Source organism: Rhodospirillaceae bacterium (assembly GCA_018660465.1).
Classification (GTDB): domain Bacteria; phylum Pseudomonadota; class Alphaproteobacteria; order Rhodospirillales; family JABJKH01; genus JABJKH01.
In genome coordinates this window covers 1-18351 of sequence record JABJKH010000001.1, presented here as the reverse complement: position 1 = coordinate 18351, position 18351 = coordinate 1, and the positions used below count along the sequence as shown (strand labels likewise).

General features: G+C 51.5%; 18 protein-coding genes. 11 read left to right on the top strand and 7 right to left on the bottom strand.

What is annotated here, in order from left to right; genetic code table 11:
* Positions 1-60: 60 nt before the first annotated feature.
* From HOM51_00090 to HOM51_00070, 5 genes are all read left to right on the top strand, one after another.
* Positions 61-1527 carry a DUF2083 domain-containing protein gene (locus HOM51_00090; protein ID MBT5032890.1) on the top strand — a complete coding sequence of 489 codons (1467 nt, stop codon included), beginning with the start codon at positions 61-63 and terminating at the stop codon, positions 1525-1527.
* A gap of 93 nt (positions 1528-1620) precedes the next feature.
* Positions 1621-2064 (top strand): type II 3-dehydroquinate dehydratase, encoded by a 444-nt coding sequence (aroQ, locus tag HOM51_00085; protein ID MBT5032889.1) that lies wholly within the window; start codon positions 1621-1623, stop codon positions 2062-2064.
* Positions 2065-2080: 16 nt separating this feature from the next.
* The gene (accB, locus tag HOM51_00080) at positions 2081-2548 is read left to right on the top strand and encodes an acetyl-CoA carboxylase biotin carboxyl carrier protein (GenBank protein ID MBT5032888.1); all 468 of its coding nucleotides are present in this window, start codon (positions 2081-2083) and stop codon (positions 2546-2548) included.
* Positions 2549-2561: 13 nt separating this feature from the next.
* Positions 2562-3911: an acetyl-CoA carboxylase biotin carboxylase subunit gene (accC, locus tag HOM51_00075; GenBank protein MBT5032887.1), complete on the top strand. Its 1350-nt coding sequence runs from the start codon at positions 2562-2564 to the stop codon at positions 3909-3911.
* Positions 3912-3926: 15 nt separating this feature from the next.
* Entirely contained in the window at positions 3927-4607 is a 681-nt protein-coding gene (locus tag HOM51_00070; protein MBT5032886.1) for a leucyl/phenylalanyl-tRNA--protein transferase, read from the top strand.
* Here the strand turns inward: HOM51_00070 and HOM51_00065 are convergent.
* The 4 genes from HOM51_00065 to HOM51_00050 all read right to left on the bottom strand — a co-directional run bounded on the left by HOM51_00065 (position 4604) and on the right by HOM51_00050 (position 6439).
* The gene (locus tag HOM51_00065) at positions 4604-4906 is read right to left on the bottom strand and encodes a DUF2155 domain-containing protein (GenBank protein ID MBT5032885.1); all 303 of its coding nucleotides are present in this window, start codon (positions 4904-4906) and stop codon (positions 4604-4606) included. The genes HOM51_00070 and HOM51_00065 overlap by 4 nt on opposite strands.
* Positions 4907-5047: 141 nt before the next feature.
* Positions 5048-5530: an MCE family protein gene (locus HOM51_00060; protein ID MBT5032884.1), complete on the bottom strand. Its 483-nt coding sequence runs from the start codon at positions 5528-5530 to the stop codon at positions 5048-5050.
* Position 5531: 1 nt separating this feature from the next.
* A complete protein-coding gene (locus tag HOM51_00055) occupies positions 5532-6050 on the bottom strand; it encodes an MCE family protein (GenBank protein MBT5032883.1) in 519 nt (172 codons plus the stop codon).
* Between the two features lie 29 nt (positions 6051-6079).
* Entirely contained in the window at positions 6080-6439 is a 360-nt protein-coding gene (locus HOM51_00050; GenBank protein MBT5032882.1) for an NADH:ubiquinone oxidoreductase subunit NDUFA12, read from the bottom strand.
* 541 nt (positions 6440-6980) lie between these two features.
* On the opposite strand from HOM51_00050, the gene HOM51_00045 reads away from it, so the two are divergent.
* The 5 genes from HOM51_00045 to HOM51_00025 all read left to right on the top strand — a co-directional run bounded on the left by HOM51_00045 (position 6981) and on the right by HOM51_00025 (position 14552).
* Positions 6981-10670, top strand: coding sequence for a vitamin B12-dependent ribonucleotide reductase (locus tag HOM51_00045; GenBank protein ID MBT5032881.1), 3690 nt, complete (start codon positions 6981-6983; stop codon positions 10668-10670).
* 338 nt (positions 10671-11008) lie between these two features.
* Positions 11009-12247, top strand: a complete 1239-nt coding sequence (locus HOM51_00040) for a response regulator (GenBank protein MBT5032880.1) — start codon at positions 11009-11011, stop codon at positions 12245-12247.
* A gap of 5 nt (positions 12248-12252) precedes the next feature.
* Entirely contained in the window at positions 12253-12720 is a 468-nt protein-coding gene (locus HOM51_00035) for a RidA family protein (protein MBT5032879.1), read from the top strand.
* 33 nt (positions 12721-12753) lie between these two features.
* On the top strand, positions 12754-13914 hold the full coding sequence (locus HOM51_00030) for an N-acetyltransferase (protein ID MBT5032878.1): 1161 nt from the start codon (positions 12754-12756) through the stop codon (positions 13912-13914).
* A 47-nt stretch (positions 13915-13961) separates the two neighbouring features.
* The gene (locus tag HOM51_00025) at positions 13962-14552 is read left to right on the top strand and encodes a hypothetical protein (GenBank protein ID MBT5032877.1); all 591 of its coding nucleotides are present in this window, start codon (positions 13962-13964) and stop codon (positions 14550-14552) included.
* 79 nt (positions 14553-14631) lie between these two features.
* Here the strand turns inward: HOM51_00025 and HOM51_00020 are convergent, their stop codons facing one another.
* From HOM51_00020 to HOM51_00010, 3 genes are all read right to left on the bottom strand, one after another.
* Positions 14632-15426: an OmpA family protein gene (locus tag HOM51_00020; protein MBT5032876.1), complete on the bottom strand. Its 795-nt coding sequence runs from the start codon at positions 15424-15426 to the stop codon at positions 14632-14634.
* Between the two features lie 15 nt (positions 15427-15441).
* On the bottom strand, positions 15442-16230 hold the full coding sequence (locus HOM51_00015) for a flagellar motor protein MotA (protein ID MBT5032875.1): 789 nt from the start codon (positions 16228-16230) through the stop codon (positions 15442-15444).
* A 200-nt stretch (positions 16231-16430) separates the two neighbouring features.
* Entirely contained in the window at positions 16431-17777 is a 1347-nt protein-coding gene (locus HOM51_00010) for an HlyD family type I secretion periplasmic adaptor subunit (GenBank protein MBT5032874.1), read from the bottom strand.
* 168 nt (positions 17778-17945) lie between these two features.
* On the opposite strand from HOM51_00010, the gene HOM51_00005 reads away from it, so the two are divergent.
* Positions 17946-18089, top strand: coding sequence for a hypothetical protein (locus HOM51_00005; GenBank protein MBT5032873.1), 144 nt, complete (start codon positions 17946-17948; stop codon positions 18087-18089).
* Positions 18090-18351: the final 262 nt, after the last annotated feature.

Below are 18351 nucleotides of genomic sequence, written 5' to 3'. Positions count from 1 at the left end.
TCAAATTGTAAATGTTGTAAAATTACTCAGTAAAAAATTTACTCTTGAGGAGGCCCTCAAATGGCTGAGTCGAAACGTCAAAAGAGAAACAGCACAGCGCCAAAAATAGGTGCCAAAATACGGCGGTTGAGACGCGATAAGAATTTGAGCCAGGCGGCCCTTGCCGAGCGTCTTGAGGTCAGTGCCAGCTACTTGAATTTAATCGAACACAACCGGCGGCGGATTACGGTGAACCTGTTACTGCGCTTGGCTGAAATCTTTGATATGGCGTTGACTGATTTGGCGGACGACGATGAAAGCCAACTCAATGCTGACGTTATGGAAGTTCTCAGTAACGATCTCTTCGAAGAACTCGATCTTACCAACATCGATATTCGGGAAATGGTGACCGCCAGCCCAAACGGTGCCAAAGCGTTGTTGAAGCTTTATGACGCCTATCATTCGGCTGTAATGGATGCACGCAGTCTGTCAGCTGAGGTGGCCGATACAGTAATGCCTGAGACATCGAACAGCCTGCCGCCAGCCGAGCAGATTTCCGATATATTACAGACCAATAACAATTATTTTCAGGCGCTGGAAGATGCAGCAGAGCGGATCAACGAAAAAATCGTCGAGGTAACCAGACCAGGTGCGGATGACACCGAAAGCTTTTCTCAGTACCTGCAAAACACCTACGACGTTCGTGTCACAGTGGCGGCACCTGATGGTCCAGCAGGATTTCAGCGCCGGTTCAATGCTGAGCGGGGCATACTGGAAATTTCCGAACGTCTAAGCCCAGACAGTCGCGCCTTCCAATTGGCGCACCAAATCGGCCTGCTGTCGTCGAGCCAAGCAATTGAGGTGTTGCTTGACGAAAATCGTGTCAGAGACAAGCGAACCCGCGCACTTGGTCGGGTTGCCCTGGCAAATTACTTCGCCGCCGCCCTGGTTATTCCATACACGCCATTTCTGGAAGCGGTTAAATCGGCACGGTACGATATCGAACTCCTGCAACACCGTTACGGTGCAAGTTTCGAGCAGGTTTGCCACCGTATGACGACGCTGAACAAACCCGGCGCCAAAGGTGTGCCGCTGCACATGTTGCGGGTGGATATCGCCGGTAACAATTCGAAGCGCTTTAGTTTATCCGGGCTGCCGATTCCCCGTCATGGCGGCGCCTGCGTGCGTTGGAATGTCTATGCGGCCTTCTTGAACCCAGGGGTGATCCAGGCACAGGTCTCGCAAATTCCCGATGGCACAGCTTATTTCTGCATTGCGCGGACCGTGCGTAAGGCCAGTGTTGGCTTTGGCATGCCGCATCGGTTTTTGTCGATTGGGCTTGGTTGTGAACTCCGACACGCCAGTGAGTTCGTCTATTCGGACGACTTAGATTTGGAACGACGCGACCGATTTCACGAAATCGGCGTCAGTTGTCGGACTTGCGAGCGGTTAGACTGCATACAACGCGCCTCGCCACCTGTTAACATGCGCTACCACGTCGATGAAAATGTGCGTGCGCATTCACCCTACATCACGACGCTGGAGTGAGTAGATGGGCATTAACCGCACGCAAAGTCTTTGCTACCCAATCTCACACCAGTATTATAAACCGGTAGCAGCGCAACTAACGTCGAAGACGCCATGACTGACACAGTTTTAATATTGAACGGCCCGAACTTGAACTTGCTGGGGACTCGCGAGCCGGAGCATTATGGCAATGAAACTCTAGCCGATATTGAGGCTGCGTGTGGGGCGCGAGCGAGTGCTCTCGGGCTTGGAATCGACTTTCGCCAATCCAACACTGAAGGCGAAATTGTTGATTGGATTCAACAGGCTAGAGGACAGGCCGCGTGTATCATTTTGAATGCCGGAGCCTACACTCATACCTCAGTTGCGATTCTGGATGCGTTGTTAAGTTGCGATGTGCCGGTAATTGAGGTCCATCTTTCAAACATCCATCAGCGCGAAGAATTCAGGCATTCTTCCTATGTCTCGAAAGCGGCTCGGGGCATGATCTGCGGATTCGGTGGATTCGGCTACGAAATGGCGATAGACGCTGCTGCAAGAATAATCAAAGAAACTTAGAACGGGTTAAAACGGCATGGCTAAATCTAAGGGAACACCGGAAATCGATGCGGACATCGTGCGCACCCTCGCCGACCTTCTGCACGAAAAGGACCTCTCCGAAATCGAATACAGTGGCGAGGATTGGCATGTCCGCGTGGCCAAAGGCACGCCGGGAGGGACTGTCGTTTCCGCACCTGCTCCTGCCGCTGCACCGGTCTCTGCCCCCGTCGCAGATACACCAAAACCGGCAGAAACCATCGCCAACCACCCCGGCGTCGTTGCCTCCCCAATGGTCGGGACTGTCTATGTGTCCGACGAGCCCGACGCGCCGCCGTTTGTGAGTGTCGGCGATTCTGTGGCTGAGGGTGAAACCCTGGTCCTGATCGAAGCCATGAAGGTGTTCAACCCAATCAAGGCGCCCAAAGGGGGCAAAATATCGCAGATATTGATTAGCAACGGCGATCCGGTTGAATTCGGCGAACCGCTGCTGATCATCGAATAGGTCGAGCCGCTTTATGTTCGAAAAGGTCCTCATTGCAAATCGCGGCGAAATCGCGCTTCGTATCCTACGTGCCTGCAAGGAAATGGGCATTAAGACCGTTGCCGTGCATTCCACGGCGGACACCAACGCCATGCATGTGCGCCTGGCTGACGAAAGCGTTTGCATCGGCCCGCCAGCTGCCACTGAAAGCTACCTAAATGTTCCGGCTATTTTATCGGCGGCAACCATTTCCAACGCAGACGCCATTCATCCGGGGTATGGGTTTTTGTCGGAAAACGCCGACTTTGCGGCCATGGTCGAGGAACACGGCTTTACCTTCATTGGACCCTCGCCCGACCACATCCGCCAGATGGGCGACAAGATCACCGCCAAGCGCATCGTCAAGGAAGCCGGCATTCCTGTCGTTCCAGGCTCTGATGGGCCGGTGGATGATATTGATGAAGCGCTACGTATCGCCGAGGAAATAGGCTACCCGGTCCTGATCAAGGCCTCAGCCGGTGGCGGCGGGCGCGGCATGAAGCTTGCGGAAAATGCAGAGGCTCTACCGAGCGCAATTCGCCAAGCTGGAACTGAGGCGGCGACGGCGTTTGGCAATGCTGAGGTTTACCTTGAGAAATTCCTCGGACAACCACGGCATATCGAAATCCAGGTCCTGGCCGACAACTTCGGCAATGTCGTGCACCTGGGTGAGCGGGATTGTTCTCTACAACGCCGCCATCAGAAGCTGTTGGAAGAAGCCCCCTCCCCGGCCCTAAACGATAACCAACGCAATGAAATTGGTAAAATCGCCGCGGAGGCCGTGGCGAAGTTCGGCTACCGCAGCGCCGGCACCATCGAATTTCTGTACGAAAATGATGCGTTCTATTTCATCGAGATGAACACCCGCCTGCAAGTCGAACACCCAATCACGGAAATGGTCTGTGGCCTGGACATCGTTCGCGAAATGGTGCGAATCGCGGCGGGCGCTCCCTTGGGCTACACCCAAGAGGACCTAAATTTCTCAGGCCACGCCATTGAATGCCGAATAAATGCGGAACACCCTGAAACCTTCATCCCATCGCCTGGAAAAATTGGCGATTACCACGCCCCTGGCGGCCTCGGCGTTAGGGTCGATTCTGCGCTTTATTCGGGCTACACCGTGCCACCGCACTACGACAGTATGATTGCCAAGCTGATCGTACACGGGGCCAATCGTAATGAATGCCTGATGCGGCTGCGCCGGGCGCTGGATGAATATGTCATTGATGGCTTAGAGACCACCATCCCCCTCCATCAACGCCTGATGGCGGCACCAGAATTCATCAATGGCGATTACGATATACATTGGTTGGAAGAATTCGTCGGTCTTAACTCTAACGATTGACCTGGGAGAGCCCCCGTGAGCCGACCCAAAAACCCTGAAACTCAACTGAGCCCTCAACTTCTGCTCCGCGCCTATTCCATGGGCATCTTTCCCATGGCGGAAAGCCAAGACGACCCGACTGTATTTTGGGTTGATCCAGAAATTCGCGGTATTATTCCGTTGGAGACCTTCCACGTCTCAAAGTCCCTCAGAAAAAAAATCCGGACTGGGGCCTTTGAGGTGACCTGCGACACAGCGTTCGAGCGGGTCATGCGCTGCTGCGCGGAACAATCGGAAACCCGGACGGAAACCTGGATCAATGACGATATCATCCATGCCTACACCGAACTGCACGAATACGGCTTTGCCCATTCGGTGGAGACTTGGCAGGAAGGTAAACTGGTCGGCGGGCTTTATGGCGTCTCAATGGGAGCTGCGTTCTTCGGCGAGAGCATGTTTTCTCGTAAGACCGACGCCAGCAAAGTCGCCCTTGTCCACTTGGTGGCGCGGATGAAACAAGGCGGCTATCAGTTGCTGGATACCCAGTTCGTAACCGACCACTTAAAACGCTTCGGCGCGATAGAAGTTCCGGCACGGCAGTATTTAGAATTCTTAGAGGAAGCACTCAACCAAAAGGCGGAATTTAGCGCGGTGCTGTCCAAAGACGAGTTGAATTTCAGATTGGAAGAGGTTTTTACGCTGGCTTCTAAAGCTTAGTTAGCGGTGGGTTCCGGTGCGACCTCCTGCCCGGGAACACAATCTAATACCCATACATCATAGACCGGGTGCTCCATCGCCGACAAAGCAGGGCTGGAAGCGAACATCCAGCCGCGATAGAGGCTCGTTGCTGCGGCACCTTCGCGGACCTCCCAGATATCTAAGAATGCGGCGCTTTCGGGTGGTTCCTCCGGCGGCCGTTTGTCGCAGGTCCGAGCGATGATTTCGAGAGTACCGAACTTGATGACCTGCCCAATGGGGGCCTGAATTGTCGTGACGCGCGCGGTGACCTTGTCCATGCCTTGCAACAGCGCAACATTGAATGTTTCAGCCAATGAGAGCGAAGGCACACTGAGGATCAGCACTGCCACCAAAGTCTGCAGCCGTTTTAAACTCAATAATCTGGTATTGGAACGTATCAACTGACTGTGAATCGAGGACTAGAGCCCGCCACCACTGCCGCCTTCCTTCTTCTCGTCGCCGCCGGTGGCTAGGAAGATAATTTCCCCCACTTGGTCCTCAAGCGACCGGAAATCTGTGGTTTTGGTAATTTTACCGCCTGCGGGAATAAAGGCCTTTTTAACCCCTGGAGTTAGTCTGATGTATTTGCCGCCGAGCACACCCTCGCTGCCAATCGCTGCTTCCGAATCGACGGGCAGCTTGATGTCAGGTTGAATATTCATACACGTGACCGCCTCGTAGGACTCCGTATCAAGATGAAGACTGGTCACGGTGCCGACTTTGATACCGTTCACGCGGACATCGCTGCCCTTATCCAAGCCCCCAATTTTAAGGAAACTAGCGCATAATTCGTTTCCCTTAACCACTTTGACCTGGGCGGTCTCGTAGGCGAAAGAAACAAACATACCCGCGACGATTACGACAACGCCCCCCAGCACAGTTTCGATTGCATTATGGCTCATGTTATTTATCCCCTTTGGCGCCCGTAGTGGCGGCCTTTTCAGCTTTCTTTTGGGCGATACGTTTATCCCGAGCGGTTCGGCCTTGCCCAATGATTAACTCCAACAGGTCGCTCACAATCATTGGATCTTGGGTGTATTCAATTTCCGATCCCGGCTTCAGAAATTCTTCTTCCCCACCAGGCTCCAACACGACAAATTTAGAGCCGAACAAGCCATCTGTATGAATACCAATCGACGAATCGGAGGGTAGCTGAACCGAAGTTTTGATCCGAATCGTCATCAGTGCCCGATAGGTCGGGTCCAGTTTGTAATTTTCAACGGAACCTACTCGAATGCCGCCCATGCGAACTTCCGCACCTGGCAGCAAGCCATCCACCTTATTAAACGTGGCTTGAAGGGTGTAATCCGTCGCCGTTGCAGTGGCCGCAACTGGTTTACCGCCTGCGACAAAAGCCAATAAAATACCGACCCCAAGAATCGCCAACACCCCAACCAACACCTCTCGCGCGTCATGTGTCATGGCATATATCCTTTAGGGGAAAACGTTATTTAAGACGGTGACCAGGGTTCATAATCCCCGGACGATGGGGCATGCTGCCCGCCCAGAACATCGTGGCCACTGGGGCGATAGGCGCCAACTGTGCCCGTCAAGTTTGGCTCATGCGGCTTTTGCCAAGCCTTGGCCTGAGCAGCACTTTCAGTCAGCGGAACGTCTGTTGTGTGATGCAGCCATGCATGCCATTCCGGCGGCACCTTGGATGCTTCCACATCTCCCTTGAAGATAACCCAGCGGCGCTCCTTGCCACGAAGCTTATCACCTTTGGCAAAGTAATAGCGGTTACCGAATTCATCGGTCCCACACAATTTACCGTTAAACCAGGTATAGAGAAGCGTACCTATATTGAACATCGGTCCCTGCCTGAGAATTTTAACCGCAACAAATATGGCACTAGTTCCCGCCTTCGTCTAGCCCGATGCTGGATATTGCGACTTCAGACCGAACAATTAATCAATCGCAAATTCACCGCATAAAGTAATAGCCATTTCTTACAAATAACATTAATTATTGCTTATAACATATTGTTTTTAATTAATTATTACAAGTATACACCCGTTAGAAATAGACCTTTCTCAAGGATACCGACTGGTACGATGGAGATGCTTGAGAAACCTTAAGTACTAGATCGTGTATAAAAAATTTTACTTAAACACAAAATATTGATTTTTTAATTGAAAAATTCAAAGACTCATCGTATAACCAAAACACGCAAGATGTTGTTGCGACGCGGAGAGGGACACACGTTATATAGTGGCGTTCGCACACCACTATAACGCTAAGACCAACCCCGTGGGGGGCCTGGGGGCTCACGTAAAAACAAATGAATTCCTGACGTCCGTACGGTTGGGAGCCGTTTCGGTAGTTGGGCGAGGAGTCACAAGGGGGCTAAAAATGCGGATATCGCGGCACTTTACCAAATCTGGGGAATCACCATACGCGGAGATCGACTTCATCACGGCATCCAGCGAGATTAAGAATCCCGATGGATCAATTGTCTTTCAGTTAGAATCGATGGAAGTACCGGCGGCTTGGTCGCAGGTTGCTTGTGATGTCTTAGCACAGAAGTATTTTCGTAAAGCTGGTGTTCCGGCACGGCTAAAACCGGTCGCTGAGCAAGATATCCCTGACTGGTTGTCGCGACAGACCGCAGACGAAGACGCCCTCGCCGACCTTCCCGAAGAGGACCGTTACGGTGGAGAAACAAGTGCCAAGCAAACCTTTGATCGGATCGCTGGAACGTGGACCTATTGGGGCTGGAAAGGCGGTCATTTCGATTCCGAAGAAGATGCCCAGGCATACTTCGACGAAATGCGTTTTATCCTCTGCAGCCAAGCAGGCGCGCCAAACTCGCCGCAGTGGTTCAACACCGGCCTGCAATGGGCGTATGGCATTGATGGACCTTCGCAGGGCCATTCTTATGTCGATTACAAAACAGGTGAATTAACCGAATCGAATTCGTCTTACGAACACCCGCAACCACATGCGTGCTTCATCCAAGGCGTGGAAGATGACTTGGTCAACGATGGCGGCATTATGGACCTGTGGGTGCGTGAAGCGCGCTTGTTTAAGTACGGTTCCGGAACGGGTTCGAATTTTTCTAAGCTTCGGGGTGCCAATGAAAACCTTTCTGGGGGCGGACGCTCTTCCGGTCTGATGAGTTTTCTTAAAATCGGCGACCGGGCAGCGGGTGCGATTAAGTCAGGCGGTACGACCCGACGCGCCGCTAAAATGGTGACGGTTGATATAGATCATCCGGATATCGAAGAATTTATCGATTGGAAAGTCTCCGAAGAACAAAAGGTCGCTGCCCTCGTTGCCGGCACCACCCTTGCTAACAAGCACCTGAACGAGGTCATAGCGGCCTGCACCGAGTGTGAGGAATTCGGCAAGGACGATTCGGACCGTTATAACCCCCGCAAGAACAAAGCCTTGAAAAAAGCCGTCATTGCCGCCCGTAAGGCGATGATCCCGGAAAACTACGTTCAACGGGTCATCGAGTTTGCACGCCAGGGTTATAACGAGATCGAATTCCCTGTGCTTAATACAGATTGGGATTCAGAAGCCTACGTCACCGTCTCAGGCCAAAATTCCAACAACAGCATTCGAGTCTCGAACGAATTTCTTGAGAAGGTCCTGAACGACGAGGACTGGAACTTGATCCGGCGTACCGATGGCGAGGTTCAAGAGACCGTCCGCGCCCGCGATTTGTGGGAAAAAGTCGGCTATGCGGCGTGGGCTTGTGCCGACCCCGGAATGCAGTTCGACACCACCATCAACGATTGGCACACCTGCCCGGAAAGCGGCCGGATTAACGCCTCCAACCCATGTTCTGAATATATGTTCCTGGATGACACGGCGTGTAATTTGGCGTCGCTAAACCTGATGACATACCTGAACGAAGATGATGCGTCGTTTGAAATTGATATGTTCACTCATGCGGTTCGGTTGTGGACCATCACCCTCGAAATTTCAGTTTTGATGGCTCAGTTCCCAGCCCCCAAGATCGCTCAATTATCGTATGATTTCAGGACGTTAGGACTTGGATACGCGAACATTGGTGGCTACCTTATGGCCTGTGGAATCGCCTATGATTCGGACGAAGCCCGGGGTCTCTGTGGCGCGATTACGGCGCTCATGACCGGCGTTGCCTACGCGACGTCAGCGGAAATGGCTGAGCAACTAGGGACCTTCCCGCGTTACGATGAAAACCGTGACTCGATGCTTAGGGTTATTCGTAATCACCGTCGTGCCGCGATGGGAGACACTGATGGGTACGAAGGATTGTCGATTGAACCTGTCGCCCTTAAAGCTGGCGACTGCCCTGACAAAGCCTTATTAGGTGCCGCGCGTGACTCCTGGAATCAGGCCCTGGAAATGGGCAGCGAACATGGCTTTCGAAACGCACAGGTCTCCGTCATTGCACCAACCGGTACGATCGCGCTGGTCATGGACTGTGACACCACAGGGATTGAGCCGGATTTTGCCTTGGTAAAATTCAAGAAGCTGGCTGGCGGCGGATATTTCAAAATCATCAACCGCATCGTGCCGAAGGCTTTGAAACGTCAAGGTTATACAGAGGACCAAATCGAAGGCATAATTCGCTATGCGGAAGGCCACGGAACCCTGGTCGGCGCCCCAGAAATCAACCATGACACCCTGCGTAAAAAAGGTTTTACGGATGAGATTCTAAAAAAGATCGAAACAGGCCTCGGCGAAGCCTTTGATATTAAATTTGCTTTCAACAAGTGGACATTAGGTGAAGAATTCTGCACCGAAACCCTAGGAATTGCGGCAGAAAAACTCGATGACATGTCGTTTGATATGCTGAGGGAACTCGGCTTCAGCAAGGAAGCGATCAACGAAACCAACACCTACGTGTGCGGTGCCATGACATTAGAGGGGGCACCTGACCTGGCCGACGCGCATCTGCCGGTATTCGATTGCGCCAACCCCTGCGGACGGATTGGCAAACGCTTCTTAAGCATGGAAAGCCACATCAAAATGATGGCGGCGGCACAACCCTTCATCACCGGAGCCATTTCCAAAACCATCAACATGGCCAGCACGGCAACGGTAGAGGACTGCAAAGAGGCCTACATGTTGTCTTGGCAGATGGGCCTGAAGGCAAACGCGCTGTATCGGGACGGCTCGAAGCTGTCTCAGCCATTGAGTTCCTCGCTTCTGGATGACGATGATCTTGATGACATGGAAGACGATATCATGGAGCAACCGGCGCAAGTCCAAGCCCAGGTCTTCGCCGAACGGATAATCGAGCGTGCTGTCACAGAACGTAAGTTCCTTCCTCATCGCCGGAAGGGCTACACCCAAAAAGCCATCGTTGGCGGGCATAAGGTCTATTTGCGGTCTGGCGAATATGAAGACGGCCAAATCGGTGAAATCTTTATTGATATGCACAAAGAAGGTGCTGCCTTCCGCAGTTTGATGAATAACTTCGCCATCGCGATTTCCATCGGCCTGCAGTACGGTGTGCCGTTGGATGAATATGTTGAGGCCTTTACCTTCACCCGGTTTGAACCGAGCGGGATTGTCGAAGGCAATGATACGATCAAAATGGCGACGTCGATCCTCGACTATATCTTCCGGGAGTTGGCTGTATCTTACCTTGGCCGCAATGACCTGGCCCATGTTGAACCCAAGGAAACGTTGACTGACAACTTGGGCAAAGGTGTAGAAGAAGATGGCCAGCAGGATGAAAATGTTCTGAAAAAAGCGGAGCGTCTCACCAGCAAAGGCTATGTTCGCAACCGGTTCCTGGTTATTAATGGGTCAGGCGGAGATAATGACAAACAGCAAGCCGTCGTCGCGAAAAGTGTTGGCGCACAAGCGGTTTCTGAGGGCGCCGGCGACCTGCAAGCGGCCGTTGGCAATGTTGGCGAAACGCTCCTAGCGGTAGAACCTGCCGTCATGGTCAAAACTGATAACCGACTTGATCAGGTGAGAGAGGCCAGGCTCAAAGGCTATGAAGGTGATTCATGTGGCGAGTGCGGAAATTTCACGCTGACACGCAACGGGACATGCATGAAATGCATGACCTGCGGTGCCACCAGTGGCTGCTCTTAAGACGGCAGCACATGGCCTAATTAGACCGAATTCCATGCAGGGAACCCTCCCTGGGAAACTTAAAGCGCATCCCGGTCAGTCGATGATCATCCGGGGTGCGCTATTTTTCTGCTCTAATTCGTACATAAGAGTATGAATATACTCCGTTTTCCCGTACCTTCATTTACTGACAATTAAGGTGTGAGCTATTAGCATGGTAAAAATAATGCTAATCTGTGATGATGATCACACCTTGGCCTGGGACGGTCAAATATAGTGTTATGCATTGGGGCTGGAATTATTACGCTGTAGAGATACCGGATCGATAATTCGTTCCGGTAGGGTTTTGGGGTGCGTACGTGGCGAAGACTAAAAAGAAATTACATTTTTATATAATTGACGAAGACCCGGACACGCTCGACTTCATTCGAGAACTGTTGGAGTCAGAAGGTCACAAGGTGACCTCTGGAACTGATAATGCCGCCGCCCTGCCTGAGATCATTTCACAAAAGCCGGACTGCATTACGACCAACCTGATGATGCCGGGTATGGATGGCCTTGAACTGTGCAAAGAACTCCGCAGCCATAAGGCCCTGGATGACAGTAAAATTTTTATCATCACCAGCAAGGCTTATGAATACGATCACAAACGGTCGCTTGAATTTGGAGCAAACGGTTTTATTCGTAAGCCCATAAAAGCCAACACCTTCATGCCGGAAATTAACCGCATTTTGGAGGATGAAGTTGATGTGACTTTTTGGGGCGTCCGCGGCACATTGCCTGTGCCCGGCGAAAACAGCCTTAAGTACGGTGGGCATACATCGTGCGTAACTATGGAATTTCCGAAAGGCCAGTTCTTCATTTTTGATGGCGGTACCGGGATAAAATCTCTATCTGACAAATTAATGGCCAACGCCAAGAAGCGAGTGAATGCGAAGATGTTCATTTCCCATCCGCATTGGGATCACATCAACGCCATTCCATTTTTTGTGCCGCTTTATATTCAAGGAAATGTATTTGAAATTTATGGATCATCCCACGGTGACTTAACCATGGAACAGATGATTTCGGCGCAAATGGACGGGGTATACTTCCCCATCACCATCCAAGAATTCGCCTCCAGCCTTAGTTTTGTTGATTTGAAGGAAGAAACCTTTGAAATCGACGACATCACGATCAAGACCATGCAGCTCAGCCATCCGGGGTACTGTTTAGGCTATCGGGTGGAGTATGATGATAGGTCAATCTGTTACGTCACCGACAACGAACTGTTCCACGAAGACGATGAATTCTACGATCCCTCCTACGTCCGCAAGCTGACTCGCTTTGTCGAAGGAGCGGATATTTTAATTACGGATTCAACCTTCACCGATGCAGAATACACCTCAAAGGTCGGGTGGGGCCATTCAGCCATTTCCGAAGTTGTGAATCTCGCCCATGACGCGAATGTTAAAACCCTGTGCCTGTTTCACCATGATCCTGACCAGACAGATGAAGACATCGACGCAAAATTTGAAACAGCGAAACAAGCCCTTGCCGATTTAAATTCAAAAACAGTGTGTTTGGCACCTCACGCTAAAACCTCGATTAAGGTTTAGAAACCGTGACAGGAGTGATCGATCAGCGTCTGATCGAATTGGACCTTGAACTTCCCAACCCAGCAGCACCGGCTGCAAACTACGTCCCCTACGTTGTTTCCGGCAGCTTGGTATTCGTCTCTGGGCAAATCACCGCTTGGAATGGTGAGATAAAACACACCGGCATCGTTGGTGACAATCGAACTCTTGAAGATGGATATCAAGCAGCCCGCATTTGCGGTCTAAACTTGATCGCACAGGTTAAAGAGGCCTGCGGTGGGGATCTGGATCGGGTGCGGCGGGTCGTTAAGCTGGGAGGCTTTGTAGCCTGCAAGCCAGAATTTAAAAAACACCCTCTTGTCATCAACGGCGCATCCGACCTCATGGCGGACGTTTTTGGCGATAAGGGGCAGCACGCCAGATTTGCCGTCGGGGCCGCAGCGCTCCCCGTTGATACCCTGGTGGAAATCGACGGCATATTCGAGATAGAATGACCTTCTACGTTAGTTTGATATCTGGAGCGTTGAGTGCCTGACGGTCGCGAACCCACAACCATAAAAGTCATCCCCGCGATCAATGACATCGCGGTCGATCAATGGGACGCGTGCGCTGGGCCCACAAATCCTTTCCTGAGCCACGCCTTTCTGTCAGCCCTGGAAGACAGTGGCTCAGCCTCTGCCGAAGAAGGCTGGGTGCCGCAGCACTTGGTGATCGAGGATGAAGATGGCGCCCTGATCGCAGCCGCCCCCTTGTACCTAAAAACCCATTCCCATGGCGAATACATCTTCGATTGGGCTTGGGCAGATGCCTATCATCGAGCAGGTGGGGAATATTATCCAAAATTGCTTTGCGCTGTGCCTTTTACTCCGGCAAGTGGCCCGCGTCTGCTGATCCATCCAGACGCCGACTCTGATTTGGCAAATGTCTTAATTCGCGGCATGATCCAGTTGGCGCAAAAGCTCGATCTTTCGTCCCTCCACATCAATTTCCTAACCCCTGAGCAATTTAAGCGCTGCGCCGACAACGGCATGCTGCAACGTGTCAGTCGGCAGTTTCATTGGGAAAATAGGGGCTATACGACGTTCGATGATTTCCTTGGTGATCTGACTTCCCGCAAACGAAAAGCCATCCGCAAGGAACGGCGCTCTGTTGCTGAAAGTGGGGTAGAGATTAAAGTCGTAACTGGCAACGACCTCACAGAAGAGCACTGGGACGCCTTTTTCCGCTTCTACCGGGACACCACCGACCGGAAATGGGGACAACGCTATCTGACACGCAGATTCTTTTCACTTCTAGGGGAACGTATGGGCGACCGTGTTGCTCTGGTTCTGGCCGTGGCAGACGGCACCTATGTCGGCGGTGCCCTCAATCTGATTGGTGACGATACCTTGTTTGGGCGTTATTGGGGATCAATTGAAGACTATAAATTCCTGCATTTTGAAGCCTGCTATTACCGTGCCATCGATTTTGCCATAGAACGCGGTCTCAAATGGGTCGAAGCCGGTGCGCAAGGGCCTCATAAAATTCAGCGCGGTTACCTCCCCCGTGAAACCTACAGTGCCCACTGGATTGGAAATGAAGGCTTCTCAAGGGCGGTTGAAAACTTCCTCGGCCAAGAAAAAAAGGAAATCGAGGAAGAAATGCGTTATTTGGCCGAGGGCTCTCCCTTTCGGAAGGATATTGAGTGAGGTCGAGCCTTACCAACCTTTAACTCTTTGGCTTTAAACTATTGGCCATGCGTATCCTGACCACCATCGTCTTATTTTCTAGCTTCTTGATCATTCCACACGCCGCTTCGGCGCTTACGTTAGGACAGAGTGAAGCCTTGTCCTGGTTTGAAAAAAAGCTCTTACCGGTTAAGGTGAGTTGTGTCCGAATTATAAAAAAATCCGGACGGGAACAGCTTGTTAATAGATGTCGCAGTTGCCTTGTGGTTCAAATCAAACGAACCCGGCCAGGACGGCCAGAAGGTGCGCTTCGAGACATCACCATTGGCGCCAATCAATCGACAACGCTTTCTTTTCGCGGGCCTGGGGTCACGCGTATTTCCAGCGAACTCACGTGCGCCGCCGCGCAGTCTTTGGAAACACCGAAAGAAGAAAATAAAGTCGAACCGCAACAATGCCTAAGATTAATTAAGCACGATAAAATCGGTATGGTCATGGTGAATACGTGTGCAACATGCCGCAAAGCAGTTATAGAGCGGCGCTTCGACAAGGGCGGACGAAAACTGGCGAACATCAGCGTTGGTGCCAATACTTACGCTCCCGTACTGCCTCTGGGTGCTAATTTTGCCAAAATTGTAAACGAGAAGTCCTGCCGCTAGAGCACATTCCGACCCTACGAGGGCGTGGGGAGGCGCGGCTTTCGGTCGCTTTTCCGAGCCGCAAAAGTGCTCTCGCTACTTACTGCTGCTGCTGTTGGGCGGCTGGTGCTTGCTGTTGTGGTGCGGTAACCGCATTGCCTTGATCACCGCCCTGTCCCTCTTCAGAATCAGATTCTACTTCTATTTTAACTGATCCTTCGAATTTTTTACGGTCCCCAAAGTCCATCGGATAAACCCGTACAATAACCCGCCTGTTCACTTCTTGATTCGCCCGAATGGGATTTTTATTCTCATCCCGGTTCGGCATCTTTGGCTGAGTCTCGGCAAAGGCTGTCGCCTGCAAACGTCGAGAATCGATCCCCATTTCAACTAGAAAACGAACCACCCCTGTTGCCCGCGCGCCAGAAAGTTCCCAGTTGGACGGGAATTGTCGCGTGCTGATGGGGTCGTCGTCTGTATGACCTTCCACATCAATGCGGTAAAAGTTGTATTTGGGTGCCTTCAGCATCTCCCCCATATCCTTGAGGAGGGCTTCCGCGTCTTTCTTAATGGTGGCTGAGCCTGGTCTGTAGAAGGCCTTGCTGGCAAGTTCGATGACGATTCCTTTGTCATCCGTCGCAACGTTCATGGCCTCTTGGCCACCTTCTACGTTATAGACGACATCCAACAAATCCGTCTGCATTTGTTCGGTCGTGGTGGGACCTGCTTCCTCACCACTGATATTCGACTTGATGGCGTTTACCGCCGCCTCGTAGGCCGGCATGTCATATTTGGCAAAGGTCAGCATCATCACGAAAAACGCCATCAAAAGAGTGATCGCATCCGCATATGTGGCCATCCAGGATTCGTCTTCCGCGATTTGTTCGTCTGCCATGAGCCGATCCCTAGGTTATGTCTTCATCTTATCAATGTTGAAGTGAAGCGCAGGATCAAGATAGCTGTTCATTTTATCTTGAATAAAGCGCGGGCTTTTACGATCTGCAAGAAGGACCAAGCCTTCAGCAACCATGTTGTTCCTAAACCGAACAATCTGTTCACGCTGCATAATTTTCGCTCCCGCCGGCAAGAAAATCAATCGTGCGAATAATACCCCATAAAGCGTTGTCAATAAGGCGACCGCCAAGCCGGCCCCCAATGCCGCCGGATCGCCACCCATATTATCGAGCATGATAATCAACCCGATCAAGGTTCCAACCATACCAAATGCCGGGCAGGCCCCGCCCATATAATTGAGGATATACACCTGAATAGTATTGCGGCCGAAGGTCGTGTCGATGGTAGTCGCAAGAATATTACGAACTTCATCTCCGGTATAACCACTGATGACCATTTCGATTCCAAAGCGCAGGAATTTGTCGCCTTTCACCGATTTTTTGGCTTCAGCTTCCAGCGCCGGAATACCGCTTTTTTGGACGGTATAGGCCCAACGGATCACCCGTCCGACCTCAGCTTTTAGAACTCCACGACCAATCTTAGCCGCAAACACCAATTTACCAATAAGCTTGAGCGACAAAATGACGTACCGGGGTTCGTACGAAACGAACGCCGCCGTCAAGGTACCCCCCAGCACGATGACCACACTGGAGCCACTTAAAAAAATCGCCCAGTTATCAGTTTGCGTTAGAACTGACCCAACAAACAAACTAAGCGCTAAAACTAAACCAAGTACTGTGGTCATTTTTCACCCAACTCACTTCTGTTTTTATAGTTCCCGCCATGACATGTTTACCATGAAACAGAATCGGATTTCCAAAACCCGATTTGCCTTACTATATTAACCCTTACACCAAAAATTATTAATATTTTTTAAATGCTTACAATAATTTCTCCGAATTTGACTGTTCAAAATTAACCAAAACAAGCCATGAAAATCAAACTCTAGCGTTCACGGAAGGCTTCGGCACGCAGTTTAAGCACCGGCCTAATAAGGAATTCCATCACAGAACGAGACCCGGTATGAATGTCCACTGTCGCCTGCATCCCCGGCATAACCGGGAAATCACCGGGTCGGTCCCCCAGGTATACTTTTTCCGGCTTAATCGTAATCGGGAAATACGGTTTACCTTCTTCGTTGGTATTGGAATCAGGGGCGACGTTGTTAACGATCCCTTCTAGTCCCCCGTATCGGGCATAGTCATAGGCCGATAGTTTGACCACAACCCTTTGGCCTTCACGCACGTAGGCACGATCACCCGGATCCAATTTCGCTTCGACAACCAAGTCGCCACCTGTAGGAACAACTTCCATAATCGCCTCGCCTGGCTTCACGACACCGCCAATGGTATTATATCGCATGTTTTTGACGATCCCGGCGATGGGGCTTTTGATCTGCGACCGAGAGCCCTGCTCTGTTGCTTCGGTCAACAGTTCTTTAATACGGCCAAGGGCTTGCTCTGTTTTCACTAATTCTTCTTCAGATTCGCGCTTACTGCGTTCTCTAGTCTCTCTAATCCGAGCATTAGCCTCATTCACAGCGCCACGGGCACGAGCAAGGCTGGGGGCAAGTCCCTTTTGATCACCCTTTAGGTTTTCAAGTTCAGCTTCCAATTGCAAAAATTCAATTTTAGGGATCAACCCCTTTTCTAACAAAGACTTGGACAGCTTAAGCCGTTCGTTTGCGAGTTTAAGGTTTTGGGTGATTGCACGCGCCCTCGACTGCACTTCCTCAAGTTCTGATCGGCGCTGACTAACCTGCGTCTGAGCGACCCTAACCGTAGAGGCAATCTCCCGCTTGCGTGCATCGTAGGCACGGCGCTGAGCTGCGGCCTGCCCTGGTCGGCGCGCTGCAACATCTTTCGGAAATACAAGTTTCTTGCCATTTGCCTCGGCCTCCAAACGTGCGCGCACGAGCAACTGTCCATCCAGCCGAACAACCAATTCTTCACGATTAACGCCACTACTGGCCAGGTTCAATTGAACCAGCGGAGCGCCCTCCTTCACCACCGTACCCTCTTTAACAAATATCTCTTCGATAATGCCGCCTTCCAAGTGCTGGATCAGCTTTACCTTGCCTTGCGGTATAACCTCCCCCGTCGCAATCGCGACCTCATCCAATTCTGCAAAGTTGGCCCATCCAAGGAATAGCCCTAACATAATCATAACTGGCCACGCCACGATCCGCCAACTCGGGATCGGGTGGTGAATCAACAAGTCATCTAGTGGATTCTTGCCGATTTCAGGCCCCTTGTTGAAATCGATATCATCGTGAGGGCTTTGGTCTAACATGGCTTCTCACTCACTTTTTTGGTGGGGTTGTGGTTGATCGAACGGCTTGTTGAGCTTGCGGTCGTCTAACAACGGAGCGTTTTGCTGGCGATGCGCCAACAACTGCAGCGGCAGGGTCGCGAGCCGGCTGTCTTGCCCGAGGTTGCTGAACCGCTTGCGGTGTAGGTCTTGGCGCGGGTTGCGGCTGTGCTTGTCGTTGTTGCTGTGGTTGTTGTTGGGCCTGGGGCTGTCGCTGAGGCCGTTGCTGCGGTTGTTGCTGCGGTTGTTGCTGTGGTTGTTGCTGCTGTTGCTGCGGTACTGCTGTTGGTTTAGTGGGCGCTGGCTTAGGTGTGGCCGACTTTCCCTTAGCAGCTGGTTTAGCCTCTGCATTTTTGTCCCCGGCTGTCTTACTCTCAGACTTTATACCCTTTCCAAACAATTTGGGCAGAATATCTTCCGCCCCGCCGATAAGCGCGACCCGCCCCTTATCCAAGGCAACAAGGTCTTGGCTCGCGGCCAATAGGATCGGACTGTGAGTCACGATAATAATTGTATGGTTCTTACTCAACTCCCGTAGTGTTTCACGTAATTCTTG